The sequence below is a fragment of the Novosphingobium sp. Chol11 genome (assembly GCF_945870625.1).
Lineage (GTDB): Bacteria > Pseudomonadota > Alphaproteobacteria > Sphingomonadales > Sphingomonadaceae > Novosphingobium.
Map to the genome: position 1 here is coordinate 1 of NZ_CAMBTS010000023.1, position 25975 is coordinate 25975.

A 25975-nucleotide genomic window follows, 5' to 3' on the forward strand; every position below is an offset into this window, starting at 1 on the left:
CGGACGCCTTCGAGCGCGGACATCCGCCCGCCCAGCACATGGTAGCGCCCCGTAAACAGCCGTGCGCGGTCGAGCGCCCAGAGGTCCGCGACTTCCTCTACCACGCAGATCGCGCGCGCATCGCGGCGCGGATCGGCGCAGATGCCGCAAGGGTTGGTGGTATCGACATTGCCGCAGGCGCTGCATTCCACCAGCCGCTCGCCCACCGCCGCCAGCGCATCGACCAACTGGGTCAGCGCGGTCTCACGCCGCTTGATCAGCCAGAGCACCGCGCGCCGCGCCGAGCGGGGGCCGAGCCCGGGAAGCCGAGCCAATGCGCTTGCCAGCGCTTCGATCTCTTGCGATGCCATCGCTCCCCAGATAGGGCGGGGCGCGGTAAACAGGAAGCGCTTTGGCGGGAAGCGGTTCGGCAGGGAGCAGTTTGACCGCTCGCGGTTTTGGGGGGCGTTGGAAAGCATGCGGATCGTGTTCATGGGTACGCCGGATTTTGCGGTGCCGACGCTGGATGCGCTGGTGGCGGCGCGGCATCAGGTCGTTGCCGTCTATAGCCAGCCGCCGCGCCCGGCGGGGCGGGGCCAGCAGCTTCAGGCGTCGCCGGTGCAGCTGGCCGCCGAGGCTCATGGCATCGCGGTGCATACGCCGCTCAGCCTGAAAGGCGCGGAGGAGCAGGCCACATTTGCCGCGCATGATGCCGATGTGGCAGTGGTGGCGGCCTATGGGCTGATCCTGCCGCAGGCCATTCTCGATGCGCCGCGCTTTGGCTGTTTGAATGTGCATGGTTCGCTGTTGCCGCAATGGCGCGGGGCGGCCCCGGTGCAGCGCGCCATTCTGGCGGGCGACACGATGAGCGGCGTGACGATCATGCAGATGGAGCTCGGGCTCGATACCGGGCCGATGCGCGCGATGGGCGCGATGCCGATCGGCAACCTTAATGCGGGCGATCTCACGCGGGATCTGGCCGCCATGGGCGCGCAATTGATGTTAGAGGTGCTGGCGAACCTCGATGCGTTTCCGCTGGTGCCCCAGCCGGATGAAGACGTGAGCTATGCCCGCAAGATCGACAAGGCCGAAAGCCGCCTCGATTTTACGCAGAGCGCCGACGCCGTGATGCGCCAGATTCGGGCCTTCGCGCCGGCGCCCGGCGCGTTTTTCGAGCTGGAGGGGGAGCGCTTCCGGGTGCTGGAGGCCGAACCTGTCGAGGCGCACGAAGCAGCGGGGGGCGCGCCCGGCACCGTGCTCGATGTTCACCTGACGATTGCCTGCGGCGACGGCGCGCTGCGCCCGCTGCTGGTGCAGCGCGCGGGCAAGCCGGCGATGGATGCGCCCGCGTTGCTGCGCGGAAGGCCGATTGCGGCGGGGACAAACCTCGCGGGATGACTCGCTTTGCGTTGACCCTGGAATGGGATGGCACGCCGTTTGTGGGCTTTCAGCGCCAGCCCGAGGGACGCACGGTGCAGCGCGCCATTGAAGATGCGGCGTTCGAGATCACCGGCGAGGCGGCAACACTTCATGCGGCGGGCCGCACCGATACCGGGGTGCATGCGCTGGCAATGTGCGCGCATATCGACGTGCGGCGCGCCTTCACCCCGTTCCGCTTCATGCAAGGGCTGAATGCGCGGCTGCGCCCGCAGCCGATTGCCGTGACGGCATGCACGGTCGTTCCCGATGATTGGCACGCGCGCTTTTCCTGCCTTGGCCGCGAATATGCCTATCGCATCATCAATCGCCGGGCGCCGCTGACGGTGGAGGCGAACCGGGCGTGGCAGGTGCCGCAGCCGCTGGACGATGCGGCGATGCACCGCGCCGCGCAAAGCCTCGTCGGCACGCACGATTTCACCACGTTTCGCTCGGCGCATTGCCAGGCGGCCAGCCCGGTCAAATCATTGGACCGGCTCGATGTGCGGCGCGAGGGCAATCTCGTCACGATCGAGGCAGCGGCGCGCAGTTTCCTGCAGCATCAGGTGCGCTCGATGGTCGGCTGCCTTGTGCTGGTCGGGCTGGGGCGCTGGCGGGAAGGCCGGATTGCCGAGGCGCTGGCGGCGCGCAACCGGCAGGTGCTCGGCCTGAATGCCCCTGCCGCCGGGCTCTATTTCGTCAGGGCGCTTTACCCCGGCGAATGATGGCTTAGGTTGCAATCTGAAACTCCGCATAATGCGGGCACGAAGGCTCAGGAGATCATCATGGCATTCACTGGCAAGCAACTCACCACCCAGCTCGATGCAAACGGCACGCTGACCCTGCAATTGAACGACAAGAGCTGGGACGCGCCGGTCGGCTCGCAAGTGCTCGTGCAAATCGAGGCCAGCCCGATCAATCCGTCCGACCTTGGCCTGCTGTTCGCCTCTGCCGATACCGCCAATGCGGTATACACGCCGGGCAAGATCGTCGCGCGGATGCCCGATGCCGCGACACGCTTCATGGCGGCGCGGCATGGCATGGCGATGCCGGCGGGCAACGAGGCAGCGGGGATCGTGGTCGCCGCGGGCGATGCGCCGGGCGCGCAAGCGCTGCTCGGCAAGCGCGTGGCCTGCGTGCCGGGCACGGCCTATGCCAGCTATGCGTATGCCGAAAGCGCGATGTGCTTGGCCGTCGACGAGAGCGTGAGCGCGGCGCAGGCGGCGTCGAGCTTCGTCAACCCGATGACGGCGCTGGGTTTTGTGGAAACGATGAAGCTGGAGGGCTTTACCGGGCTGGTGCACTGCGCTGCCGCCTCCAATCTAGGGCAGATGCTGGTCAGGATCTGCCTCGAAGACGGCGTCCCGCTGGTCAATGTGGTGCGCAGCGCCGAGCAGGTGGCGCTGCTCAAGGGCATTGGCGCGACGCATGTGCTCAACATGACCGACGCCGATTTCGGCGCGCAACTGGCCGATGCGATTGTCGAGACGAAGGCGATGCTCGGCTTCGATCCGATCGGCGGCGGCACGCTGGCCGGTCAGCTGCTCGCCGCGATGGAAGCCGCCGCCAGCCGAGGCGCCGCGTTCAGCCGCTATGGCTCATCGGTGCCCAAGAAGGTCTATATCTACGGCGGGCTCGATATGGGGCCGACAATCCTTAACCGCGCGTTCGGCCTCACCTGGGATCTGGGCGGCTGGCTGCTCACCCCGTTCATGGCCAAGGCCGGGATGGAGATCGTGGGCAAGATGCGCGCCCGCGTGGCCAAGGACCTCACCACAACCTTCGCCAGCCATTACAAGGCGCACGTCTCGCTCGAAGGCATGCTGACCAAGGAAGCAGTTACCGAATACAACGCGCGGCGCACGGGCGAGAAGTATCTGGTGGTGCCATAAACCGCATGGCTCAACTCCCCACACTTGGCGGTAGCCCTTTCCTGATCGATGCCGGGCTGGAGACTTGCCTGATTTTTCATGACGGATTCGAGCTGCTCCAGTTCGCTTCGTTCACCTTGCTGGATGATCCGCGCGGGGTGGAGGGGCTGAAGGCTTACTACCGCAAGTTCCTGACGCTTGCGGACGAGCTTGGCGCCGGGTTCGTGCTCGATGCGCCAAGCTGGCGGTCCAGTCCCGATTGGGGCGAGGCGCTGGGTTATGACCGGGCGCGACTGGCCGAGGCGAATCGTGCCGGGATCGCGCTCATCGCGGGCTTGCGCGGGGAAATGAGCGGCGCGAACGCCATTGTATTAAACCTGCCGGTCGGTCCGCGCGGCGATGGCTATAGCCCCGGCCGGATGATGAGTACGGCCGAGGCGTGCGATTATCACCGCTGGCAGATCGGTCTGGCAGCCGATGCAGGTGCCGAACTCGTCACCGCGCTGACCATGACTTATCTTGAGGAAGCGCAAGGCATCGCGGGTGCAGCGCGCGATGCTGGGCTCAAGGCGGTGGTGTCGTTTACAGTCGAAACCGATGGCCGCTTGCCCACCGGCATGACGCTGGCCGAGGCGGTAAAGCGCACCGACGATTCCATCGGCGATGTGGCCTATTACATGATCAACTGCGCGCACCCCTCGCATTTTGCGGCGGTACTGGACGATCCTGAACTGGCGGCGCGGATCGGTGGGCTTCGCGCCAATGCCTCGCGGATGAGCCACGCCGAGCTTGATGACGCGATCGAACTCGACGAAGGCGATCCTGCCGAGCTTGCATGTGACTACCGGGACATGCTCGCCGCGCTACCGCACCTTTGCGTGCTGGGCGGATGCTGCGGCACCGATCATCGGCACGTCGAAGCCATCGCCCGCGCTTGCCTGCCGCTCATGCGGGCCTAAGCTTTCCCCACCACGCTCTCGGGCAAGTCCTTGCCGAACACGCGCTGGTAATACTCGGCCACCAGCACCCGCTCGGTCTCGTCGCACTTGTTGAGGAACGACAGGCGGAAGGCGAAGCCGACATCGGTGAAGATCGCGGCGTTCTGGGCCCAGCTGATCACCGTGCGCGGGCTCATCACGGTCGAGATATCGCCGTTGATGAAGCCCTTGCGGGTGAGATCGGCGACGCGGACCATGTTGCCTGCGGTTGTCTCGTCGAGGCCCGGCACTTTGCTGGTCACGATCTGGATTTCGGTCGCGGTGGGCAGATAATTGAGGCCCACGACAATGTTCCAGCGGTCCATCTGGCCCTGGTTGATCGCCTGCGTGCCATGATACAGCCCGCTGGTATCGCCAAGGCCCACGGTGTTGGCGGTGGCGAACAGGCGGAACCACGGGTTCGGGCGGATCACCCGGTTCTGATCGAGCAGGGTCAGCTTGCCTTCGGTTTCCAGCACGCGCTGGATCACGAACATCACATCGGGGCGGCCCGCGTCATATTCGTCGAATACCAGCGCGGTCGGCGTCTGCAGCGCCCACGGCAGCAGACCTTCGCGAAATTCGGTGACCTGCAGTCCGTCGCGCAGCACGATGGCGTCGCGCCCGATCAGGTCGATTCGGCTGATGTGCGCGTCAAGGTTGATGCGGATGCACGGCCAGTTCAGCCGTGCGGCCACTTGCTCGATATGCGTCGATTTGCCGGTGCCGTGATAGCCTTGCACCATCACGCGCCGATTGTGCGCAAAGCCTGCCAGAATCGCCAGCGTGGTATCGGGATCGAACACGTAATTCGGATCGATATCGGGCACGCGTTCATCGGCAACCGAAAACGCGGGGACGGTCATATCCACCCCGATTCCAAAAGTTTCGCGCACGTTGATCGTGATGTCTGGCGCAGAAAGGGCGGTGGCAGAGCTTGGGCTTGCTTGCATGTTGGCTATCTCGTTCATCAGTTGAACGCCTATACGCGCTCGCTCAGGGCTGCAATAACCTTTGCGTACCCTATCCAAACCGGGAGGAGCATTCGATGAAACTTTATGGCGCGCTGATCTCGCCCTTCGTGCGCAAAGTCGCGGTTGTTCTGGCCGAAAAGGGGCTCGACTATGAGCGCAGACGCGGTGGGCCGGGCGTCACCGATGCCGAATTTCTGAGCGTCAGCCCGTTTGCCAAGATCCCAGTGATCGACGACCAGGGCTTCATCCTTTCGGATTCGACCGCCATCGTCTGCTATCTCGATACCAAATATCCGGAACCACGGCTGATTCCCCGGGAAGCGGAGCACTATGGCCGCGCGATCTGGCTCGATGAATTTGCCGATACGATTTTTGCCGAAGCCGGTCTCAAAATCCTGTTCAACCGGGTGGTTGGCCCCAAACTGCTGAAAGTGGGCGGGGATGAGGCACTGGCCCTGCAAGGCGAGGCGGAATTGCCGCGCAGCCTCGATTACATCGAAGGCTTGGCGCCGGATGCGGGCTGGCTGCTCGGCGATCACTTCACCATCGCCGACATCGCAGTTGCCTCGATGCTGCGCACGCTGGTCTATGTCGGCTATGGCCCCGACCGGGCGGCGCGGCCGCGAACGGCGGCGTGGTATGACCGCGTGGCAGCGCGCCCGGCATGGACGGTGATTGACGCGCAGGAGGCGGTCTTGGCCAACAAGATAATGCCTGCCGCATAAACGCCGCGCACTCCGGCAGGGCGAGAAACAGCGAGCCGCAAGGGGAGAGACCATGGCAGACTTTACATTCTACACCGTTCCCATGTCGCGCGGACAGATCGCGCGCTGGGCGCTGCACGAAGCAGGCGCGGATTATAGCCACGTGCTGGTCGAATGGGCGAGCCGGCCCGAAACGCTGACCGCCGCCAATCCGATGAACAAGGTGCCGACGGTGGTTCACCACGCGGTAGGGGGCGACCGCGTGGTCACCGAATGCGCGGCGATCTGCGCCTATCTGGCGGCGGCGCATCCCGAGGCCGATCTGCTTCCCCGCGAGGATGAACTTGCGGACTATTACCGCTGGTTGTTCTTTGCCGCCGGACCGCTCGAACAAGCGATCATCGCCCGCATGATGGCCTGGGAAGTTACGCCCGAGCGCCGGGGGATGGTCGGCTATGGGAGCTACGATCTGGCGATCGGGACGCTGGAAGGTTTGCTCGAAAGCCGCGACTGGGTGTGCGGCGCGCGTTTTACCATGGCCGATGTCTATGTCGGCAGCCAGGTCGATTGGGGATTGAATTTTGGCTCGATGCCGGATCGCCCGGCGTTCGTCCGCTATGCCGAGCGGTTTCGCGCCCGGCCTAAGTACCTTGAATCAAAGGATATCGACCGGCAGCTGATCAAAGCAGCCAAGCTCGATTGATTGCAAAGCGATGCGGCGCGGCCGGATTCCGTCAATTTGCCGTCCGGATTCACCGCATAGCCACAATCCTGTGCAATCGATATGGCATATCAGGAGGCCGCGTGAGGTCAGGCAAAAAGGGAGTACGCCGCTATGAGTATTTTCGACACGATACTGAGCCAGGTCGGTGGCAACATCGATATCAAGAATCTCGCCGCCAAAGTCGGCATCGACCCTACCATGGCCGAGACTGCGATCGCCGCGCTGGCGGCCGGTCATCAAGCGCCGACCGACACCGTGACGACAGCCGCCGCCAAGTCGGGGATTGATTCGGGCATTTTGCAGCAGATCGTCGGCCACATTGGCGGCGAGGGTTCGCTCGGCAATTTTGCCTCGATGATCGGGCAGAGCCCCGATGCGCTCAAGATGGTCACCGGTTTTCTCGACAAGGACGGCGATGGCAATCCGCTCAACGATCTCAGCGGAATCGCCTCGGGCTTCTTCAAGTCGTGATGCAGTCCGGCTGAGCGCACTCGCGCCAGCCGGTTGCTAACCGCTCAAACGAAAAGTCCGGCCAGTGGCAAAGCCGCTGGCCAGACCTTTTGGTTTGGCGCTGACTTAATCGGTCATACCGGCGGGCACTTTGCCGCCATTTTCAGCCAGCTTCTTCATCGTGGCCTTGTGCAGCCAGATGTTCATCTCGGCCGAACCGTTGAGCTCGCCGGTATAGCCCAGCTCCTGCGCCAACTCCTTGCGGTTGCCGAGGCTCGAATCGATCCCGAGCAGCTTCATCAGATCGACGATCGAGGTCTGCCAGTTGAGGTCATGGCCCTCGGCCAGCTTGGCCAGCGTCGCTTCGACATCGACGTCGGTCATCGGCGGCGGAGCAACCGGCGCCGGCGCGGCTGCGGGCGCAGCCACCGGGGCTGCTGCTGGCGCAGGCGCTGGCGCGGCGGCAGGGTGATCCTCGCCGGTCGTGTTCTTGTAAGCGCCGAACGTAATTGCATTCATGATGCTGCCGAAAATGCTCATCGTGCTCTCCTGATCGTGGCGAAGGACATGGTGGCGCAGCTTCAGGTTGCTGGCGCGCGCCGAGTCCCACCGATAGGTTAGTCGATGAATGTGACCGTTATGACGCGCTGCCAGGGCAGCGCAGTGCGCCGGGCAGAATGTCAGCTCACTTGATCGGGCAATCCGGCGAGAGCCGCATGTCGAGGTAGTTGTCGACCGCGCGCATCATGTCGGGCAGTTCGTTTTCGAAGAAGTGGTTGGCGCGCGGCACTTCGTCGTGATGGATGGTGATGTGCCGCTGGGTGCGCAGCTTGTCGACCAGCTTTTGCACGCTGTTTGGGGTCACCACCGTGTCCGCCGCCCCTTGCACGATGATGCCCGAAGCGGGGCAGGGCGCCAGAAAGCTGAAATCATACATGTTGGCGGGCGGCGCAACCGAGATGAAGCCACGGATTTCCGGGCGACGCATCAATAGCTGCATGCCGATCAGCGCGCCGAACGAATAGCCCGCAATCCAGGTGTTGGTGGCTTCCGGGTGGATCGATTGCACCCAATCGAGTGCGGCGGCTGCATCGGAAAGCTCGCCAATGCCGTTGTCAAAGCTGCCCTGGCTGCGGCCGACGCCGCGAAAATTGAAGCGCAAAACGGCAAACCCGCGGTTCACGAACGTGCGGTACATCGCCTGGGTGATCCGGTCATTCATCGTGCCCCCCGCCTGTGGGTGGGGATGAAGAATCATCGCCACGGGCGCGCGCGGGCGCGACGAGGGTTGAAAGCGGCCTTCGAGACGGCCATCGGGTCCGGGAAAAATGACTGCTGGCATCGTTTGTCCTGAATGGCCTGCACCAACAGGCGGCGGAACGCCGGAATTGTCGGGGCTGGGAAAAGAAAGAACCGGGTATATAGAAACTAGTGACGCAAAAGCAACATTTGCCGCCTCCTCTTTGAAAAGCCTGTCTGGAAGAAGTTTGTGCCAAGGCCGATGCTCTATCTCGATCATGCCGCAACCACGCCGCTGCTGCCTGCCGCACACGAGGCCATGCTGCGCGGCTTCGAGGTATGGGCCAATCCTTCCAGCCCGCACCGCACCGGCCGCGCCGCCCGCGCGGCGCTGGAGGATGCACGCGCCCGGATCGGGGCGTCGCTCGGCTGGGCGGGCGAGATCGTGTTCACATCGGGCGCGAGCGAGGCATTGGCGCTGGCGTTGACGCGGACCAGGACGGCGAGGGCCAGAGCGGCGCGGGTCATGCTCAGCGCAGTCGAGCACGAGGCGGTGCTGCGCCCGGCAGGGGCGGGCGCGGCTCGGCTTGCGGTCGATGCGTCGGGCCTGATCGATCCGGGCGAGATCGCGGCGGCGGATGCGCTGGTGGCGGTCCAGCATGTCAATAATGAGACCGGGGTGATCCAGCCGATTGCGCAGATCGGCCAAGCGGTGCGGGCGCTAGGCGGCGTTCTGCTGGTCGATGCGGCGCAGTCTGCGGGCAAGATCGCGCTGCCACATGCAGATCTGATCGCGCTTTCGGCGCACAAGTTTGGCGGCCCGATCGGCGTGGGCGCGCTGCTGGTGCGCGATTTTGCGCTGCTCGAAGCGCCCGGCGGGCAGGAGCGCGGCTATCGCGGCGGCACCGAAAACCTGCCCGGCGTGCTCGCCATGGCCGCCGCGCTGGAGGCGGGCAGCGGCTGGATGGGCGAGGCAGAGCGGCTGCGCCAGCGGCTGGAGGCGGGCCTTGCGGCACTGGGCGGCGAAGTGATTGCAGCCGCCGCGCCGCGGATTGCCGCCATCGGCAGCTACCGCATGCCGGGCCGATCTGCCAACGCGCAGCTCATCCGCTTCGATGGCATGGGCATCGCGGTTTCGGCGGGAAGCGCCTGTTCATCCGGCTCGCTGCGCACCAGCCACGTGCTTGCCGCGATGGGCACCCCCGCGCCGGACGAGGTGATCCGGGTATCCATCGGACGCGAGACGAGCGCCGCCGATATCGACCGCTTCCTCGCCGCCTGGGCCGAGATAGCCGCATGATCTACCTCGATTATCAGGCGACCACCCCGCTGGCACCCGAAGCGCGCGAGGCGATGCTGCGCTGGCTTGCTGGCCCCGAAGAGATGGGCTTTGCCAACCCGCACAGCCCCCACCGCCCGGGCCGCGTGGCGGCGGCGGCGGTCGAGGTGGCGCGCGAGCAGGTTGCCGCGCTGATGCCCGCCGGGGGCCGGGTGATCTTCACCTCGGGCGCGACCGAGGCGCTCAATCTGGCGCTGCGCGGGGCTTTGCAGAACGATAGCGCCAAGGTTCTGGCCGTGTCCGCCATCGAACATGCCGCCGTGCTTGATTGCGCCGAGGCCATGCGGGGGGGCAGCGAGGTCTATGTCCTGCCCGTCGGCCCGGATGGGATTGTGCCCGCCGATGTGCCCCTGCCGCCGCAGCTTCACATTCTCGCAGTGATGCAGGTCAACAACGAGATTGGCACGATCCAGCCGGTGGATGCGCTGGCTGAGGCGGCGCACGCGGCGGGCGGCCTGTTCCTGTGCGACGCGGTGCAAGGCGCGGGCAAGCTGGCCCCGCCCGCCCATGCCGACATGATCGCGATCTCGGCGCACAAGCTTTATGGCCCCAAGGGCATTGGCGCGCTGTGGGTGCGCGATGGCATCGCGCTGGCGCCGCTTATCCATGGCGGCGGGCAGGAGCAGGGCCTGCGCTCCGGCACGCTCAGTCCCGCGCTGTGCGCCGGGTTCGGCGCGGCGGCGGCGCTGTGCATAAACCTGCGGGAAAGCGATGCACGGCATGTGGAAAGCCTGTGGGCCCGCGCCCGCGAACTCTTCGCCGGGTGGACGCTTAACGGTAGCGCGGATCAGCGCTGGCACGGCAATCTCAATATTCGCCGCGATGGCCTCGATGTCGCGCGGCTGATGTCGGATTGCCGCACCATTGCGTTTTCCGCCGGGTCTGCCTGCGCCAGCGGCTCGGGCCGGCCCAGCCATGTCTTGCGCGCCATCGGACTTTCCGACAAAGAGGCAAAAACGGCGATCCGGCTTGGCTTCGGGCGCTATACAAGGGCAGGGGAACTGGAAGAAGCGGCGGCCGCAATCCATGCGGCGGCGCGCGCTCAGGGATGGGACTAGCCATGGTCAAAGTCACCTTTGTCACCGCGCAGGACCAGCGTATCGCCGCCGAGGCTGCGGCGGGCACGCGCCTGCTTGAAGTGGGCCAGAATGCGGGCCTGCCGCTCGAAGGCACGTGCGAGGGCCAGATGGCCTGCTCGACCTGCCATGTGATCGTCGCGCCCGATTGGTTCGCGCTGCTGCCCGAGGCAAGCGAGGACGAGGAGGACATGCTCGATCTCGCCGCCGTGGTCACGCGCACCAGCCGCCTTGCCTGCCAGATCACTTTGACCGAAGCGCTGGACGGCCTCGAAGTGCGCGTGCCCAGCGAAGCGCGCGACATGCAGGGGCGCTGAGCCCAAAACCATTCTTGCGAGGAGCCTTTGCCATGTTCAGACCCGCCGTTCTCTTGGCAATCGCGTTTTCCTCGCCGGTCGCCGCGCAGACATGGCAACCCGAAGAGGCGGCGATGCGCGGTCATGTCGGGTTCCTTGCCAGCGACGAGATGAACGGGCGCGAGGCGGGAACGCGCGAGTTCGATATTGCCGCGCGCTATGTCGCCGCGCAGTTCGAGACGATGGGCCTCAAGCCTGCGGGCGCGGCAGGCGGTTATCTCCAGCCGGTGCCGCTCGTCACCTTTCGCCCCGCCGACAAGGGCAGCATCTCGCTGATCCGGGGGACCAGCGAAACCGCGCTCGAATTCGGCACCGATTACCTGCCGGGTGCCAGCCCGCAGGCGGCGGAAATGACCAAGGATGCAGCGCTCGTGTTCGCGGGCTTCGGCGTGGTCGCGCCCACTTTCAAGCGCGATGACTATGCCGGGCTCGATGTTAAGGGCAAGATCGTCGTGCTGCTGGCAGGCGCGCCGTCCGCGTTGCCGACCGAGGAGCGCGCGCACTACAGCAACGGCGCAACCAAGCGCGAACAGGCCGCCAAACGCGGCGCGGTCGGCATCCTGCTGGTCGATACGCCGACCCGCGAGAAGGTCTCGTCCTTCGCCCGGCGCGCCCGCAACTGGCGCAATCTGGGGGCAACCTGGGCACAGGCCGATGGCGCGCCGTACTATCCCGGCGGCACCGCGCCCATCCTCGCGCAGCTCAGTCTGGCAGGCGCGGCCAAGCTGTTCGCAGGCCTACCGGGCGGCAGCGACGCGGTCATGGCCGCCGCCGAAAGCAAGGCCGGAAACCCCAAGCGCATGGCCTTACCGATGACCGTGCGCGCCGCGCTCAAGACCGAGATCAACCGGGCGATGAGCGCCAATGTGGCCGGTGTGATCGAAGGGTCGGACCCGGCGCTGAAGGACGAGGTCGTGGTGCTCTCCGCCCATCTCGACCATGTCGGCACCTGCCCCGAGGTGAAGGGCGATACGCTGTGCAACGGCGCGATGGACAATGCGATGGGCGTGGCCTCGATGATCGAAGTGGCGCACGGCTTCAAGCATCTGAAGGCGCGGCCGAAGCGCTCGGTGCTGTTCCTTGCCGTCACCGCCGAGGAAAAGGGCCTCGTCGGGGCCGATTACTTCGCCCAGAACCCCACGTTTCCCAAGGGCAATCTGGTCGCCAACGTCAATCTCGACATGCCGCTGATCACCTATGACTTCAAGGATGTCGTCGCGTTCGGGGCGGAGCGCTCCTCCATCGGGCCAGCGGTGGCGCGCGCCGGGGCCACACTGGGCATCGCGCTGGTGCCCGATCCGCAGCCCGAGCAGGGCCTGTTCACCCGTTCGGACCACTACCGCTTTGTCCAGCAAGGTATCCCGGCGGTCTTTCTGGTGACCGGGCCGGGCGGCGAAGGCGCGGCGGCGATGGCGGCGTTTCTGGAAACGCATTACCATCAGCCCTCCGACGACATGAAGCTGCCGTTCAAATGGGGCGCCGCGGCCCGGTTCGTGGCGCTCAATCTGGCCATCGCCCGCGAACTGGCCGACATGCCTGCGCGGCCAAGCTGGAACAAGGGCGACTTCTTCGGCACGCTCTACGGCGGATACGGCGCGACCGGAAAATGATGGGGCTGCAGGGCTAAGTTGACATAGTTGACACAGTCCTGAGGGAAAACTCATGTGGCCCCGGCGGGCGGCGTTTCTCTCTGTAATTCAATGCATTAGTGCCCGCTCACAGCGATCCCGCCGCATCCCGGCCAGACCGCGAAAAACATGGCCTGTTGGAGACGACCCTACGACCACAGCGCCGCCCTGCCGCAAAGAGCAGGCGATGCCGCCGTGCAGGCGAAGGACGGGGCGGCGTCAAAAACCACGGTTCAAAGAGAGACGCGGCCTATGCCGGGAACGCAGCGTGTAGGAAAGTTGTTTTGGGGGTGTTAGCGTTGACATCGCGGCGTTTGGTATTACGGTGACAGTGCACTAAATTCGAGTCCGCAGCCAAGCGGGGCCGAAGATGGAGCGGAATTAAGTGGACTGTCACCGTAATTCCGGGCGTTGGTTACGTTGAGCGATGATCAGGAAAGTGCAGCCGCCGCGCCGGCCGCGTTCAACATGGCGCGCCAGTTCGCGGCCGACATGGTGGACTTGTATTCGGCCTGCATGTCAGGCGTCAGCACTTCGATCATTTGCCGACCTTCGATCCAGATCTCGATAACCCCGAACATGCCGCCACGATTCCGGTACTTGGCAGGCCAGCCTTCGCGCACCGCGATCGCCATGACCTGCCTCTGGGTCAGCGCTGTGGCGATCGCCGCGTGCGTGGCAGTGAAACCGACAAGTCCGGTCGCTTCACCATAAGCATCCGCATCGCCTTCAGCTTCCCGCAGCACGGTATCGATCGGAAAGACCTCAAGTGCCGTGCAGCGCTCATCATTGGCAAGCGCGATCCAACCGTTTTCGGACACGGGCGGAAAGGCGAGTGCTTCCCCGCCCCAAAACTCTGCAATAACCTCAGCGACATGCTGCGGATCGTGTGCGGCAATCGACATGTGGAACAGCATACAACCTCCATGATCAGGCTCCATTCCACCCCACATAAAATGTGGCACAAATTGTGTCAAACTAAGTTTGACATAAATTGTGTCATTTTCTAAGACGCTCCCATGAATGCTCCGAAAGACCAGGTTCGCGGACTGCGCGAGCGCAAGAAGGATGATGCGCGCAACCGCATCGCCGACGCCGTCATTCAACTCATGGCCGATGGCAACGAGATCAGTCACGATGTGGTTGCGGAAACGACAGGGATCAGTCGCCGCACGATCTATCGCTACTTTCCGGATCGCGATTCGCTGCTGTCCACGGCCAGCACGAGAGTGCGCGAGATGGCTGGTAACAGGCTGGTATTCCCGAAAGATGAGCAGTCACTGCTCGACACTTATTCGATCTACAAAGGTCAGGATCGGATCGCTCCAATTGCCACGCTCGTCCGCTCGACGCCGCAAGGTCGCGCGATGCGCCTCTCGCAAAAGCGCGAGCGACAGGAAAGTTATCTCGCGGCTGCCGCCGATGCGGTCAAAGATTTGCCCGAAGAAGATCGCGTTTTAGCAACCGCGATGCTTCAAGTGCTGCATACCACCACGTGGCTTGAGATGCGCGACCACTGGGACCTCACGGGAGAGCAGATGGGACGTGCCACAAGCTGGGCGATCAGTGTTCTGCTGAATGATTTGCGTTCGCGTCAGGGTAGACCGCTCAGCCCAGACAACTGATGAATTCCGGTGACGTTGCACTCAAACGCAGGCAAAAAATGTCTCCGCGTTGAAAGGCCGAACGGGCATCCGGCTGCGGGTGGGCGATTGGCGCGTGATCAAGGACGATGGGGCGGTGCTCGCCGTTCTGGAGATTGGACCGCTTGGCGGCATTTATGACTGAAGCATAAGGCTACGGGCGAAATGATCTCGATCCCGGTCGAAGAATACCGGAACCTGCTGGCGAATGCGGAAGAACTGGCCGACTTGCGCAGCTATGGCCGGGCGAGGCCCCCTTGCGCGTGTGGCGCAACGTTCGCGGGTTCGCGCAGATCGCGCTGGCGGAGGTATCGGGCGTGAACCGGGTGCAGATTGCGGATATCGAGGCTTGCCGAAAGACCGGGGCGGTCGCCACGATCGGGAAACTGGCTGCCGCGCTCGGGATCGACGATCTGGTGTGATGGGGACAAAACCGGACTTGCTCTGATGGGCTTTGGTCGCTGTCAATTTCATCCCTGCATATTGTAGCGCATGCTACATTCTGCTATCTCCGGGCTATCGCTGCGCCATTGCAAGATCCCCGACCGATGTATTCAAGCGAACCGCTCGCGAATGCCAAGCCCTCTCGCGCTATAGCAAACGAGCACGGCCCATGCCCTGCTGTTCGATGCTAGCCGCCAACGGAGCACTCTGGGCCGATGGGCTGTTCTGGCTCGGCCTGTCGATCTTGCTCGCGCATGAGCTGGATGCCGTGCGGGCGCGCGAGTGGCGGTTGTTGTTCGTGCTGAGGCGGATGCCGGAGGAGCTTGCCCGCGATGCGTTCGTGCTTGTCCACGTGCCGCTCGTTGCCGTTCTGTTTTGGCTATTTGCGCTTGCGCCACCCGCAGTGCGGCTGACGTCGCAGGCTGCGCTCGATATTTTCCTGATTGCGCATGCCGGCATTCACTATCGGCTTGCGGGGCACGTGCTTTACGACTTTGAAAGTCGCGCCTCGCGCAGCCTGATCTTTGGCGGTGCGGCAGTTGGCATGGTGCATCTGCTATTGCTTGCGGCGTTGAGGCTGCAAGGCTGACAGGATTACGGTGCCGTTTGGCGTCACAGTATCTGCGCGCACCGCGCCGCTATTTCCAGAAACGCTTGACTTGTTTTGACGGACGGGACCACTCTAGCGCCATGACCAGTGTGGTTGCCCTTGCGAACAACCGAGAGATGCCCAGCGCGCATCCGATGGATGATATTCCGGTGCGCCGCCTCAAGTTTTCGGTCGAGGACATTGGCCCGGGCGATGTGCTGTGGAGCCGGACCGATCCCCGGTTTTCGGCATTTCTCAATGGTCTTGGCCTGCATGTGCCGCATTTTGAGCGGTATCTGTGCCGGGCGCTGGCCAAGGCGCGGCCGCATATCACCGATGCCCGGCTAGGGGCCGATGTCGATGCGATCATCGGGCAAGAGGCGCAGCACGCCAAGACATTCCTCAAGGTAAACCGGGCGCTGGCGGCGCGCTATCCCAAGGCGGAGAGCTTTGACACGGCGGCAGGTGAGGATTTCCGCAGGCGCGCGGAGGTGGACGACCTGCGCCGGGCGGTGGGGTTCACGGCGGGCTATGAGACATTCACGTTTCTGGCAGGGCTGATCATCCTCGACAACCATGACCGCTGGTTTGCCGATGCGCACCCGGTGATGAAGGCGATCTGGGTGTGGCATCAGGTCGAGGAAGTGGAGCACGGCGCGGTTGCGTTCGAAGTGTGGCAGCATCTCTATCCGGGGCAGGAAGCTTATCGCCGCCGGATGATCGTGGAGGCGCTGGTGCATATCGCGGCGGAAACGGCGCGGGCCTATTGGCACATGGCGCGCGTTGAGGGTTGGATTCGCGGGCCTTTGACCGCTGTTCGCGAGGTGGGATATTGCTTTGGCATGCTGGGCCGCCTGCTGTGGCGCGCGCTGCCGGTGTTTCGCAAAAGCTATCACCCGCGCCGCCATCCGCTGGTCAATCATGCGCAGAATCCCATTCAGGTCGCGTGGCGGCGGTATTTCCTGAACGAGGGCGATGTGCTCAAGCTGGATCACGCACGGATGGCGCGGATGATGGGCATCGCCGACGAAGCGAGCGTCCATGCAGCCTGAGGCCTGGTTGCTCGTGCGGCATGGGCTGGCGGCGCTCCTGGTTGCGCTGATCTGCGGCTTTGGGCTCGTCTGGGCGCTGATCGGCGGTGTGTCGCTTTCGCCGCTTCCGGTGTTTTTCGAATGGGCGATACCCGGCACGATGGCGGGCTGGCGCACGCTGCACATCGGCATGCTTACCAACGGCATTATGGCCATCGCGCTTGGTCTGGTTTTGAACAAGGTCGGTTTGCCCGCACCGCGCAAGCGCTTCGTGGCGCTTGGCACGATCATCGCCATCTGGGGCAACTTCGCGTTCTATTTCTTCGGTATGTTTGCGGCCAATCGAGGGCTGACCATGGGCGCGAATGCCCAAGGGCCAGCGAGCCTTGCGGGCGCGCTGGCCTTTGTGCCCGCGATCATCGGCGCGATCACGCTGATGGCGGCGGTCTGGGTGCTGCTCGGCGCGAAGGGTTCTGAACCGGAATAGACAGCGCCTCCTCAGCGCTCGGTTTCTTCCGCTTCGTGGTCGTCGGTTTCGTCTTCCTCGTTGTCTTCTTCCAGCTCTTCCTCGTCATCAGCGGCTTCGAGCGCGTCGATCAGCGCCTGAGTGAAGGCGGGGATATCTTCGGGTTTGCGGCTGGTGATGAGGTTGCCGTCGATGGCCACTTCCTGATCGACCACGTCGGCCCCGGCGTTTTCAAGGTCGGTGAGGATCGAGGGCCAGCCGGTGACGGTGCGGCCATCGACGATCTCGGCCTCGATCAGCAGCCATGGCGCGTGGCAGATCGCGGCGATCGGCTTGTTCGCTGCATCGAAATCCTCGATGAGTTCGATCACGCGCTGGTCCATGCGCAGCACATCGGGGTTCATCTGCCCGCCGGGGAGCAGGAGGGCATGAAATTCGTCTTCCGAGACGTCTTCGATATCGGCGTCGACCGTGACCGAAAGGCCCCATTCGCCGTGGTTCCAGCCTTTGATCTTGCCAGAAGACGGGCTGGCGACGACAGTTTCATACCCGGCGACATCGAGCAGTTTTTTGGGCTCGATCAGCTCGGATTGCTCGAAGCCGTCGGTCGCGATGATGAGGACGCGTTTGGCCATGGGAAAATCTCCTGCGGGTTTGCGGGGATGCGCAGGGACATAATGAACGGTGGACGTTACAGTTCCGAAGGTTTCGCTCGCTTCGCCGGATTGCTAGGGCAGATGGCACCATGACCACCGAAACAACCGAGCCCGATCCGTTTGATGCGATTGTCGATGCGCACTTCGATAGCGCGCTGTCGGAGCGCTACCTTGTTTATGCGCTGTCGACGATCACCGCGCGCTCGCTTCCCGATCTGCGCGACGGGCTGAAGCCGGTGCACCGCCGCCTGCTCTGGGCGATGCGGCAATTGAAGCTCGATGCCACCGGCGCGTTCAAGAAATCGGCGCGCGTGGTCGGCGATGTGATCGGCAAATATCACCCGCATGGCGATGCCTCGGTCTATGATGCGATGGTGCGCTTGGCGCAGGATTTCGCGCTGCGCTATCCGCTGGTCGAGGGGCAGGGCAATTTCGGCAACATCGACGGCGATAATGCGGCGGCTTATCGCTATACCGAAGCGCGCCTGACGCGCACCGCGATGCGGCTGATGGCCGGGCTGGAAGACGGCACGGTCGAATTTCATCCGACCTATAATGGCGAGGAAGAAGAGCCCGAAATCTTCCCCGGCCTGTTTCCCAATCTGCTGGCCAATGGATCGAGCGGGATCGCGGTGGGCATGGCCACCAATATCCCGAGCCACAATGTGGCCGAAATTGTCGATGCCACGCTGCTCTTGATCGACAACCCGGCGGTGACGCACGGTGAGCTGATGGAAGTGTTTCACGGGCCGGACTTGCCCACCGGCGGGCTGGTGGTCGATAGCAAGGCAGCGATCAGCGCGGCTTACGAGAGCGGCAAGGGCGCGATCCGGGTGCGCGGGCGCTTTTCCACCGGCAAGGACGCCGCCGGCGTGTGGGAAGAGACCGGCATCGAAAAGCTGGGCGGCGGGCAATGGCAGCTGGTGCTGACCGAGATCCCCTACATGATCCAGAAGGGCAAGCTGATCGAGCAGATCGCCGCGCTGATCGGCGACAAGAAGCTGCCGATCCTCGAAGATGTGCGCGATGAAAGCGACGAGGCGATCCGCATCGTGCTGGTGCCCAAGAGCCGCAATGTCGATCCCGAATTGCTGAAAGAATCGCTCTATCGGCTGACCGATCTGGAAACGCGCTTCGGGCTCAATCTCAATGTGCTCGATGCGCGGCGCACGCCGGGCGTGCTTGGCCTGAAACTGATGCTGCAGGAATGGGTGATCGCGCAGATCGACATTCTGCTGCGCCGCTCGCGCCACCGGCTGGAGAAGATCGCCGCGCGGCTGGAGCTGCTCGATGGCTATATCATCGCTTACCTCAATCTCGACCGGATCATCGAGATCATTCGCACCGAGGACGAGCCCAAGCCAACGATGATGGCCGAGTTCGGCCTCAACGACCGGCAGGCCGAGGCGATTCTCAACATGCGGCTGCGCTCGTTGCGCAAGCTGGAGGAGATGGAACTGCGCAAGGAGCGCGATGGGCTGCTGGCGGAGAAGGACGAACTCGACAAGCTGATCGAGAGCCCGCAATTGCAGCGCAAGCGGCTGAAGAAAGACCTGAACGCGCTGCGCAAGGAATATGCCGAGACCACGCCGCTGGGCCGGCGCCGCACCACGATCGCCGAAGCCGCGCCGACGCGCGAGTTCAATATGGACGCGATGATCGAGAAGGAGCCGGTGACGGTGATCCTCTCGCAGCGCGGCTGGATCCGCGCGGCGCGGGGGCATTTGCCTTTGGATGGGGATTTCAAGTTCAAGGAAGGCGATGGCCCGGCCTTTGCGCTCCACGCGCAGACCACCGACAAGCTGCTGGTCGCGGTCGGCAATGGGCGGTTTTACACGCTGGGCGCGGACAAGCTGCCCGGCGCGCGCGGCTTTGGGGAGCCGATGCGCACGATGATCGACATCGATCCCGATGCCCATGTCGTCGCGCTGCTGATCTACCAGCCCGGCGGGCAATTGCTGCTTGCGGCCGATAACGGGCGCGGCTTTGCCGCCGAGATGGACGAATTGCTCGCCGAAACGCGCAAAGGGCGCGGCGTGGCCTCGATCAAGCCGGGGGGCAAGCTGATCGTGGTGCGCGAGATCGCGCCTGAGCATGATCATGTCGCGGTGATCGGCGATAACCGCAAGCTGCTCGTTTTTGCGCTGAGCGAAGTGCCGGTGCTGGCCAAAGGGCAAGGTGTGGCCTTGCAGCGCTACAAGGATGGCGGCATGGCCGATGCAGTGACCTTGCGGCTGGAAGATGGCCTCTCGTGGGCGATGGGCGGCGACAGCGGCCGCACTCGCTCCGAGAAGGATCTGCAGGCATGGAAAGCCGCGCGCGGGGCGGCGGGGCGCTTGCCGCCCAGCGGCTTTCCCCGCGACAACAAGTTTTGAACACAGGGGGACAGGATGGCAGACAGGCAACTTGAAGGACGCATCGCGCTGATCACCGGCGCATCATCGGGGCTGGGCGTGCATTTTGCGCGGCTTTATGCAGCGGCAGGCGCGGCGGTGGTGATCGGGGCGCGGCGCGCCGAGCGCGTTGCCGATCTGGCGGCCGAGATCGAAGCGGGCGGCGGACGCGCGCTGGCGGTGTCGCTCGATGTGACCGACGAGGCATCGATCATCGCCGCGTTCGATGCGGCCGAGGCGAAGTTTGGCGCGCCCGATGTGGTGGTTGCCAATGCCGGGATCGTGATTCCGGGCCGCGCGGTCGATCTTGCCGCCGACCATATTCGCAGCGTGATCGATACGAACTTCATCGGCGTGTACCTCACCGCGCGCGAAGGGGCGCGGCGGATGATGGCGGCGGGTTCGAAAGAAAGCGAGCGCGGGCGGATCATCCTGATCGGCTCGATCACCGCCGAGATGACCGGACAGGGCGATGCGGCCTATGCCTCCAGCAAGGCGGGCGTGGCGCATCTTGGCCGTCAGCTGGCGCAGGAATGGGTGCGCCAGGGGATCAATGTCAATGTGATCCAGCCGGGCTATATCCGCACCGAGATCGGCGGGGAATGGTTCGATACCGATGGCGGCAAAGCGCAGATCGCGGGCTGGCATCGCCGCCGGTTGACCAACATCACCGCGCTCGATCCGCTGATGCTGTTCTTCGCGTCCGACGCTTCGCGCCAGACAACCGGCGCGCATATCTCGGTGGATGACGGGCAGAGTTTGTAGGAAAGCCCTCCGCGCCCCGGCGTAGGCCGGGGCCTCAGGCCCGCTGGCGCGACGCGGTGTTTGTCCTGACTGGGGCCCAAGCCTTTGCCGGGGCGCAGTTCATTTCGCCCCCGGCAATCCCGCCAGCATCTCAGCGCTGAGCACTTGGGGCAGCTTTTGCGGGGTGCTCGCGCCTGCTGGATACCACAAGTAAAGCGGCACGCCTGCCGCCTCCTGCGCCGAGAGGAAGCGGGTGATTGTGGGGTCGCGGCGGGTCCAGTCGCCTACCAGCACGGTCACGCCCGCCTTGCGGAACGCATCGAGCGTGGTCTGGCGCTCGATCGCCACGCTTTCGTTGACCTTGCAGGTGAGGCACCAGTCGGCGGTGAAATAGGCGAAGACCGGCTTGCCCGATTTCTGCGCCTGCGCCAGCGCGGCTTCGCTGAACGGCTTGGCATCGAGCAGCCCGGCATCGAGCGCGCTGCCTGCGCTGGCAAGGCGCGGCGCGCCGACCAGCGCCAGCGCCGAAAGCGCCAGTGCACCCGGCACGGCCCAGCGCGCGGTGCCAAGGCCCTGGCGCTGCGCACGCCCGATGGCGATGAGCAGGACGACGACGGCGAGGGCCAGCGCCACTGCTGCGCCCGCATACGCCGCGCCGCCCAGCCGCCATGCCAGCCAGACCAGCGCCGCCGCGGTAAGCGCCATCGGCACCGCCATCAGCGTGCGAAACCGCGCCATCCATGGCCCCGGACGCGGCAACAGTTTGCGCAAAGGTGGCACGAAGCCCAGCAGCAGGAACGGCAGAGCAAGGCCAAGCCCCAGCGCGGCAAACACCGCCAGCGCCGCCCATGTCGGCAAGACGAGCGCCGCGCCGACGGCAGCGGCCATGAACGGCCCGGTGCAGGGGGTGGCGACGAACGCCGCAAGCAGGCCGGTGCCGAACGCGCCGGTCCAGCCGCCCTGCTTTTCGCCGGTGCTTTCGAGCGAGAGCCCCGGCAGTTCGAACAACCCGGCGAAATTGGCAGTGATGGCGACGGCGAGCAGCAGCAGCAGGGCGACCACGCCGGGGTCTTGCAACTGAAACGCCCAGCCCACTTCCTCGCCCGCCGCGCGAAGGCCGAGCATCGCCCCGCCCAGCGCAAGGCAGGCGAGCATGACCCCGGCGGTATAGGCCAGCCCTTCGATATGCGCGTTGTGGGTATTGCCGCGCGCTAGAGCGAGCGCTTTCAGGCTGAGGATCGGAAACACGCAGGGCATGACATTGAGAATGAGGCCGCCGGCAAGCGCGCCGAGCACGGCGAGCGCGAGCGTAGCCAGCGAGAACGGCGCAGGCGCATTGCTGCCGATCGGCGCGCCATCGGCGGGCACCGGCCCGGCCTTGGCGGTGAAGGTGATCCCGCTCGCGCCTGCGCCCAGCGACAGTACGCCCGAAATCAGCGTGGGCTGTTCGGGCGAAGCCACCTGGCTGCGCGCCAGCGTGATGATCAGGTTGTCGCCGTTGCGGCTGAATGTTTGCGGCGCGGCATAATCGGCGACACCTTGCGACGCGACGAAGAAATGCGGGTTTGCTATGCTGGCACTGGCAGGAAAGGGCACCGCGATCCGCAGGCCCTTGGCAGTGGCTTCAAATCTGGCCGATTGATCGAGCACGGCGGGCAAGGCTGCGCGCCACGCGCCAAAGCGCGCGTCCGCCGCGCCGCTGCCCACCGTAACCGTGCCCGCGAGCGTTGCCTGTTCGGGGACGCAGATCACATCGGTGCAAGCCAGCCAATTGGCCTTCGCGGTTAGCGGGATCGTGGTTCCGGGCCGGGCGTCCGCCGGCAGCGTGAACGGCACGAGCATGGCATAGTCGTGCTCGTAGATATGGTTCATCAGCCCGGCCATAAGTAGCGTCTGCGGAACCGGGAATTCGAGCGCACCGATCTTTGCGCCCCCCGGCAGCTTCCATTCGAGCGCAATGGGAAAGCCTGCATCGCCCGGATTCGACCAGTAACCGTGCCAGCGCTTGTCCGGCTGCATCAAGACCGCCAGCGTGATGGTTTCGCCGGCCAGCGCGGGCCGCTCGGCCGCGAGCGAGGCGCGGATGTGCTGCGCCGAAGCGGGCGCTGCGAAGAAACCGAGCGCCAGCCACACTCCGGTAACAATCGCGGTCAATCTTCGCCAAGATCGCATCATCGATGAACCCATAACCCTTCGTCTTGCGCGTGATCGAAAAAAATCACCGGTGGCCCCGCCGCTTTTGCGGGCTCCCCCTTGCACCGCGCGCGCTGCAAGATCACACCAATCCCTAAGCTTGCTTGGGGACCAAGTCTATCGGTTGCCCTCAGCCAAACGGAGCCTTCTTTATGCCCATTCGCGCTAAAGCTACATTGCTTGCCGCCGCTCTTGCTGCGTCGCTTGCGGTTCCTGCCGCCTTTGCCCAGAGCGCAGCCCGGCCCGCTGCGGGCTCTGCTGCAGAACCCGCAACTGTGCCTCCCAAAGGCGCACCACGGCTGATTGTGGCAATTGCGGTGGATCAGTTTTCGGCGGATCTGTTTGCGCAGTACCGTTCGCATTACACCGGCGGCCTGGCGCGGCTGGCCAGCGGCGCGGTGTTTCCTTCAGGCTATCAATCGCACGCGGCGAGCGAAACCTGCCCGGGACATTCGACGATCATGACCGGGATGCGCCCGGCGCGCACCGGGGTGATCGCCAACAACTGGATCGACCAATCGGTCGATCGGCCCAAGAAGGTGGTCTATTGCGCCGAGGATGTGACCAAGACGGCCGCTGACCCTAAAGATTATGTCGCTTCGGTCGGCCATCTGCTGGTGCCCACATTGGGCGAGCGGATCAAGACCGCCATGCCTGCCAGCCGCAATGTCGCGGTAGCGGGCAAAGATCGCGGCGCGCTGATGATGGGCGGCCATGTGCTGGATGAGGTCTATTGGTGGAAGGGCCGCGGCTTTGCCTCGCTCGAAGGGCGGCCGCTGGCGGCAGCGGCGGTGAACCAGAACAAGGCGCTTGGGACCATGCTGGCCAGCGGCGCGCCGGCGATGGCGCTGCCCGCGGGGTGCGCGCCGCAAGACCGGGCCGTGTCTGTGGCAACCGCCAATGGCGCCAGCAGCTTCACCGTTGGAACCGGCCGGTTTGCGCTGGCACCGGGCGAAGGCGCCGCGTTTCGGGCCTCGCCCCGGCTAGACCGGGCGACGCTCGACCTCGCTGCCGAACTGGTGCGCGCGATGAAGCTGGGCAAGGGGGCTGTGCCCGATGTGCTCTCGGTCAGCCTTTCGGCCACAGATTATGTCGGCCATGCCTTCGGCACCGCAGGCGCGGAAATGTGCATCCATATGCATCAACTCGATGCGGCGCTGGGGGATTTCCTGAAGGCGCTTGATGCCGAGAAGATTGACTATGCCGTGGTGCTGACCGCCGACCATGGCGGGTTCGATCTGCCCGAGCGGCTGGGCGCGCAGGCGCTGCCTGCGGCGCAGCGGGCGGGCGCGGCGCTTTTGCCCGAAGCGCTTAGCGCAGTGGTCGCGGCCCAAACCGGGGTCGAACCCAAAGGGCTGATCCTGTCAGACGGCGCGGGCGGCGACTATTGGGTGCGCCGCGATCTCAGCCCCGAGCAGAAAAGCAAGGTTGTCGCCGCGGCCAGAGCCGAACTGGCGCGCCATCCTCAGGTCGCCGCGACGCTCTCTGCCGGTGAACTCGCCGCGATGCCCATGCCGAGCGGGTCGCCCGAAACCTGGACCCTTGCGCAGCGCGCGCGGGCATCGTTTTATGCGCCGCGTTCGGGCGATTTCTATGTGATGCTGGCGCGCGGCGTGGTGCCGATCCCGTCGCCAGGGCCGGGTTATGTCGCCACACATGGCTCGCCATGGGATTATGATCGGCGTGTGCCAATGCTGTTCTGGCGCGCGGGGATGGCCGGGTTCGAGCAGCCATCGCCCGTTGAGACGGTGGACATCGCGCCCACGCTTGCCGCATGGATCGGTCTTGCGGTGCCGGGCGGCACTTTCGATGGCCGCTGCCTCGATATGGATAGCGGACCGGGGGATACTTGCGGGACGAAATGATGAGCGCAATGGATACCGAAGTTGTTGTCATAGGCGGCGGATTGGTGGGGATGACCCTGGCGATCGGGCTGGCCAAGGCCGGGATCGCCAGCGTGGTGATCGACAGCTCCGATCCGGCGGCGCAGACGGCCGAGGGCTTTGACGGGCGCGCATCGGCGATCTCGACTGCCAGCTGGAACCTCTATACCCACCTCGGTCTGGCCGACGAGCTGGCGCCGCTGGGCTGCCCGATCGAAAAGATCGCGGTGACCGACGGGTTGAAGCCGGGCCGGATCGATTTCCAGCCGCCGCCCGAAGATGGCTCGCTTGGCCGGATGTTTGCCAACCGCGACTTGCGTCTGGCGATGTATGCCGCCGCGGCGCGCGAGGCGGCGATCACCTTCCTGCCATCCGCGCATGTCGCCGCGCGCGAACGCGGCGAGCACGGCGTTGGCGTCACCTTGACCGATGGCCGCGTGATCAAGGGGCGGCTGCTGGTGGGCGCGGAAGGGCGCCAATCGCCCACGCGCGAGGAAGCGGGCTTTACCCCGGCGCGCTGGGGATACGGCCACCGCGCGATCGTGGCGGGGCTGTCGCATACCAAACCGCATGACAATGTGGCGTGGGAAATCTTCTATCCGGCGGGGCCATTCGCGCTGCTGCCGCTGCTCGATGATGCAGACGGCGCACATCGTTCGGCGCTGGTGTGGACCGTGGCAGAAAAGGACGCGGCGGGTGTGCTGGCGCTGGGCGAGCGGGCGTTTCTGAGCGCGGTGGAGGCGCGCATGGGCGGCATGTTCGGTGCGCTGCGGCTGACCAGTCCGCGCGCCTCGTGGCCACTCAATTTCCATCATACCGTGCGCGTGGTGGAGCAGCGGCTGGCGTTGGTCGGCGATGCCGCGCATGGCATGCATCCGATTGCGGGGCAGGGTCTCAATCTGGGGCTGCGCGATGTGGCGGTGCTGGTCGAAGTTCTCAGCGAAGGGCTGCGCCTTGGCCTCGATGTGGGAGATGCGCAGCTCCTGGCGCGCTATGAACGCTGGCGCGCGAGCGACACGTTCATGGTTTCGGCGGCGACCGACGTCTTGACCCGGCTGTTTGGCCTGCCCGGGCGATTGCCCTCGGCGGCGCGGCGGCTGGGCATGGCGGGGGTGCAGCGCAGCCCGGTGCTCAAGCGCTTCTTCATGCAGGAAGCGCGCGGGATGAGCGGCGCTCTCCCAGCGCTATTGCGGGCTTAAC

Annotated in this window: 28 protein-coding genes; 21 read left to right on the top strand and 7 right to left on the bottom strand. The window is 64.9% G+C overall.

The genetic code is table 11. The annotated features are described in order from the left end of the window. Positions 1-350 (bottom strand): toprim domain-containing protein (locus Q0O40_RS06000; RefSeq protein WP_295527480.1); only part of this gene is annotated, 350 nt, incomplete at its 3' end. Between the two features lie 106 nt (positions 351-456). On the opposite strand from Q0O40_RS06000, the gene fmt reads away from it, so the two are divergent. The 4 genes from fmt to Q0O40_RS06020 are packed head-to-tail and all read left to right on the top strand — an operon-like array spanning position 457 to position 4225. Further along, entirely contained in the window at positions 457-1377 is a 921-nt protein-coding gene (fmt, locus tag Q0O40_RS06005) for a methionyl-tRNA formyltransferase (protein ID WP_295527482.1), read from the top strand. Next, entirely contained in the window at positions 1374-2120 is a 747-nt protein-coding gene (gene truA, locus Q0O40_RS06010) for a tRNA pseudouridine(38-40) synthase TruA (RefSeq protein ID WP_295527484.1), read from the top strand. Before fmt ends, truA begins: the two co-directional genes overlap by 4 nt. Before the next feature lie 60 nt (positions 2121-2180). Beyond that, positions 2181-3287 carry an NADH oxidase gene (locus Q0O40_RS06015; RefSeq protein WP_295527486.1) on the top strand — a complete coding sequence of 369 codons (1107 nt, stop codon included), beginning with the start codon at positions 2181-2183 and terminating at the stop codon, positions 3285-3287. Between the two features lie 5 nt (positions 3288-3292). After that, positions 3293-4225 carry a homocysteine S-methyltransferase family protein gene (locus tag Q0O40_RS06020; RefSeq protein ID WP_295527488.1) on the top strand — a complete coding sequence of 311 codons (933 nt, stop codon included), beginning with the start codon at positions 3293-3295 and terminating at the stop codon, positions 4223-4225. Here Q0O40_RS06020 and cobS read toward each other — a convergent pair. Next, positions 4222-5214, bottom strand: a complete 993-nt coding sequence (cobS, locus tag Q0O40_RS06025) for a cobaltochelatase subunit CobS (protein WP_295527491.1) — start codon at positions 5212-5214, stop codon at positions 4222-4224. The genes Q0O40_RS06020 and cobS overlap by 4 nt on opposite strands. Positions 5215-5291: 77 nt before the next feature. Here cobS and Q0O40_RS06030 point away from each other — a divergent pair, with 77 nt between their 5' ends. From Q0O40_RS06030 to Q0O40_RS06040, 3 genes are all read left to right on the top strand, one after another. Then, positions 5292-5942: a glutathione S-transferase family protein gene (locus Q0O40_RS06030; RefSeq protein WP_295527493.1), complete on the top strand. Its 651-nt coding sequence runs from the start codon at positions 5292-5294 to the stop codon at positions 5940-5942. 52 nt (positions 5943-5994) lie between these two features. Continuing rightward, complete coding sequence (locus tag Q0O40_RS06035; RefSeq protein WP_295527495.1) at positions 5995-6624, top strand: glutathione S-transferase N-terminal domain-containing protein; 630 nt, start codon at positions 5995-5997, stop codon at positions 6622-6624. 132 nt (positions 6625-6756) lie between these two features. Beyond that, positions 6757-7116: a hypothetical protein gene (locus Q0O40_RS06040; protein ID WP_295527498.1), complete on the top strand. Its 360-nt coding sequence runs from the start codon at positions 6757-6759 to the stop codon at positions 7114-7116. 105 nt (positions 7117-7221) lie between these two features. Here the strand turns inward: Q0O40_RS06040 and Q0O40_RS06045 are convergent, their stop codons facing one another. After that, on the bottom strand, positions 7222-7635 hold the full coding sequence (locus tag Q0O40_RS06045; RefSeq protein ID WP_295527501.1) for a DUF3597 domain-containing protein: 414 nt from the start codon (positions 7633-7635) through the stop codon (positions 7222-7224). A 145-nt stretch (positions 7636-7780) separates the two neighbouring features. Next, positions 7781-8437, bottom strand: coding sequence for an alpha/beta hydrolase (locus tag Q0O40_RS06050; RefSeq protein WP_295527504.1), 657 nt, complete (start codon positions 8435-8437; stop codon positions 7781-7783). A 159-nt stretch (positions 8438-8596) separates the two neighbouring features. On the opposite strand from Q0O40_RS06050, the gene Q0O40_RS06055 reads away from it, so the two are divergent. From Q0O40_RS06055 to Q0O40_RS06070, 4 genes are read left to right on the top strand one after another with little or no spacing between them, the layout of a single operon-like run. Further along, entirely contained in the window at positions 8597-9634 is a 1038-nt protein-coding gene (locus Q0O40_RS06055; RefSeq protein WP_295527506.1) for an aminotransferase class V-fold PLP-dependent enzyme, read from the top strand. Next, on the top strand, positions 9631-10731 hold the full coding sequence (locus tag Q0O40_RS06060) for a cysteine desulfurase family protein (RefSeq protein WP_295527508.1): 1101 nt from the start codon (positions 9631-9633) through the stop codon (positions 10729-10731). The genes Q0O40_RS06055 and Q0O40_RS06060 overlap by 4 nt, the downstream gene beginning before the upstream one ends. A 2-nt stretch (positions 10732-10733) precedes the next feature. Further along, complete coding sequence (locus tag Q0O40_RS06065; protein ID WP_295527511.1) at positions 10734-11066, top strand: 2Fe-2S iron-sulfur cluster-binding protein; 333 nt, start codon at positions 10734-10736, stop codon at positions 11064-11066. Between the two features lie 32 nt (positions 11067-11098). Beyond that, the gene (locus Q0O40_RS06070) at positions 11099-12715 is read left to right on the top strand and encodes a M28 family metallopeptidase (RefSeq protein WP_295527514.1); all 1617 of its coding nucleotides are present in this window, start codon (positions 11099-11101) and stop codon (positions 12713-12715) included. A 449-nt stretch (positions 12716-13164) separates the two neighbouring features. On the opposite strand, the gene Q0O40_RS06075 is transcribed toward Q0O40_RS06070, so the two are convergent. Next, complete coding sequence (locus tag Q0O40_RS06075; RefSeq protein ID WP_295527515.1) at positions 13165-13869, bottom strand: hypothetical protein; 705 nt, start codon at positions 13867-13869, stop codon at positions 13165-13167. Here Q0O40_RS06075 and Q0O40_RS06080 point away from each other — a divergent pair. The 6 genes from Q0O40_RS06080 (at position 13843) to Q0O40_RS06100 (ending at position 16927) form a co-directional block, all read left to right on the top strand. After that, positions 13843-14358, top strand: coding sequence for a TetR/AcrR family transcriptional regulator (locus Q0O40_RS06080; RefSeq protein ID WP_295527517.1), 516 nt, complete (start codon positions 13843-13845; stop codon positions 14356-14358). The genes Q0O40_RS06075 and Q0O40_RS06080 overlap by 27 nt on opposite strands. A gap of 49 nt (positions 14359-14407) precedes the next feature. After that, positions 14408-14521, top strand: coding sequence for a type II toxin-antitoxin system RelE/ParE family toxin (locus Q0O40_RS15865; RefSeq protein ID WP_367183723.1), 114 nt, complete (start codon positions 14408-14410; stop codon positions 14519-14521). A 118-nt stretch (positions 14522-14639) separates the two neighbouring features. After that, a complete protein-coding gene (locus tag Q0O40_RS06085; protein ID WP_295527519.1) occupies positions 14640-14798 on the top strand; it encodes a helix-turn-helix domain-containing protein in 159 nt (52 codons plus the stop codon). Positions 14799-15004: 206 nt separating this feature from the next. After that, entirely contained in the window at positions 15005-15409 is a 405-nt protein-coding gene (locus tag Q0O40_RS06090) for a DUF6713 family protein (RefSeq protein WP_295527521.1), read from the top strand. A gap of 155 nt (positions 15410-15564) precedes the next feature. Beyond that, positions 15565-16461: a metal-dependent hydrolase gene (locus tag Q0O40_RS06095; protein WP_295527522.1), complete on the top strand. Its 897-nt coding sequence runs from the start codon at positions 15565-15567 to the stop codon at positions 16459-16461. Beyond that, a complete protein-coding gene (locus tag Q0O40_RS06100) occupies positions 16451-16927 on the top strand; it encodes a hypothetical protein (protein WP_295527524.1) in 477 nt (158 codons plus the stop codon). Before Q0O40_RS06095 ends, Q0O40_RS06100 begins: the two co-directional genes overlap by 11 nt. Positions 16928-16938: 11 nt before the next feature. Here Q0O40_RS06100 and Q0O40_RS06105 read toward each other — a convergent pair whose 3' ends face one another. Further along, a complete protein-coding gene (locus tag Q0O40_RS06105) occupies positions 16939-17541 on the bottom strand; it encodes a type 1 glutamine amidotransferase domain-containing protein (protein ID WP_295527527.1) in 603 nt (200 codons plus the stop codon). 110 nt (positions 17542-17651) lie between these two features. Between Q0O40_RS06105 and parC the strand changes: the two genes are divergently transcribed. Together parC and Q0O40_RS06115 are read left to right on the top strand one after the other, a co-directional pair. Then, positions 17652-19937 (top strand): DNA topoisomerase IV subunit A, encoded by a 2286-nt coding sequence (gene parC, locus Q0O40_RS06110; RefSeq protein WP_295527529.1) that lies wholly within the window; start codon positions 17652-17654, stop codon positions 19935-19937. A 15-nt stretch (positions 19938-19952) separates the two neighbouring features. Then, a complete protein-coding gene (locus Q0O40_RS06115) occupies positions 19953-20720 on the top strand; it encodes an SDR family NAD(P)-dependent oxidoreductase (RefSeq protein ID WP_295527531.1) in 768 nt (255 codons plus the stop codon). Between the two features lie 99 nt (positions 20721-20819). Here the strand turns inward: Q0O40_RS06115 and Q0O40_RS06120 are convergent, their stop codons facing one another. After that, positions 20820-22874 carry a protein-disulfide reductase DsbD gene (locus tag Q0O40_RS06120; RefSeq protein ID WP_295527534.1) on the bottom strand — a complete coding sequence of 685 codons (2055 nt, stop codon included), beginning with the start codon at positions 22872-22874 and terminating at the stop codon, positions 20820-20822. A 335-nt stretch (positions 22875-23209) separates the two neighbouring features. Here Q0O40_RS06120 and Q0O40_RS06125 point away from each other — a divergent pair, with 335 nt between their 5' ends. Further along, a complete protein-coding gene (locus tag Q0O40_RS06125) occupies positions 23210-24757 on the top strand; it encodes an alkaline phosphatase family protein (RefSeq protein WP_295527537.1) in 1548 nt (515 codons plus the stop codon). Beyond that, on the top strand, positions 24757-25974 hold the full coding sequence (locus tag Q0O40_RS06130) for an FAD-dependent monooxygenase (protein WP_295527560.1): 1218 nt from the start codon (positions 24757-24759) through the stop codon (positions 25972-25974). The genes Q0O40_RS06125 and Q0O40_RS06130 overlap by 1 nt, the downstream gene beginning before the upstream one ends. Position 25975 lies beyond the last annotated feature (1 nt).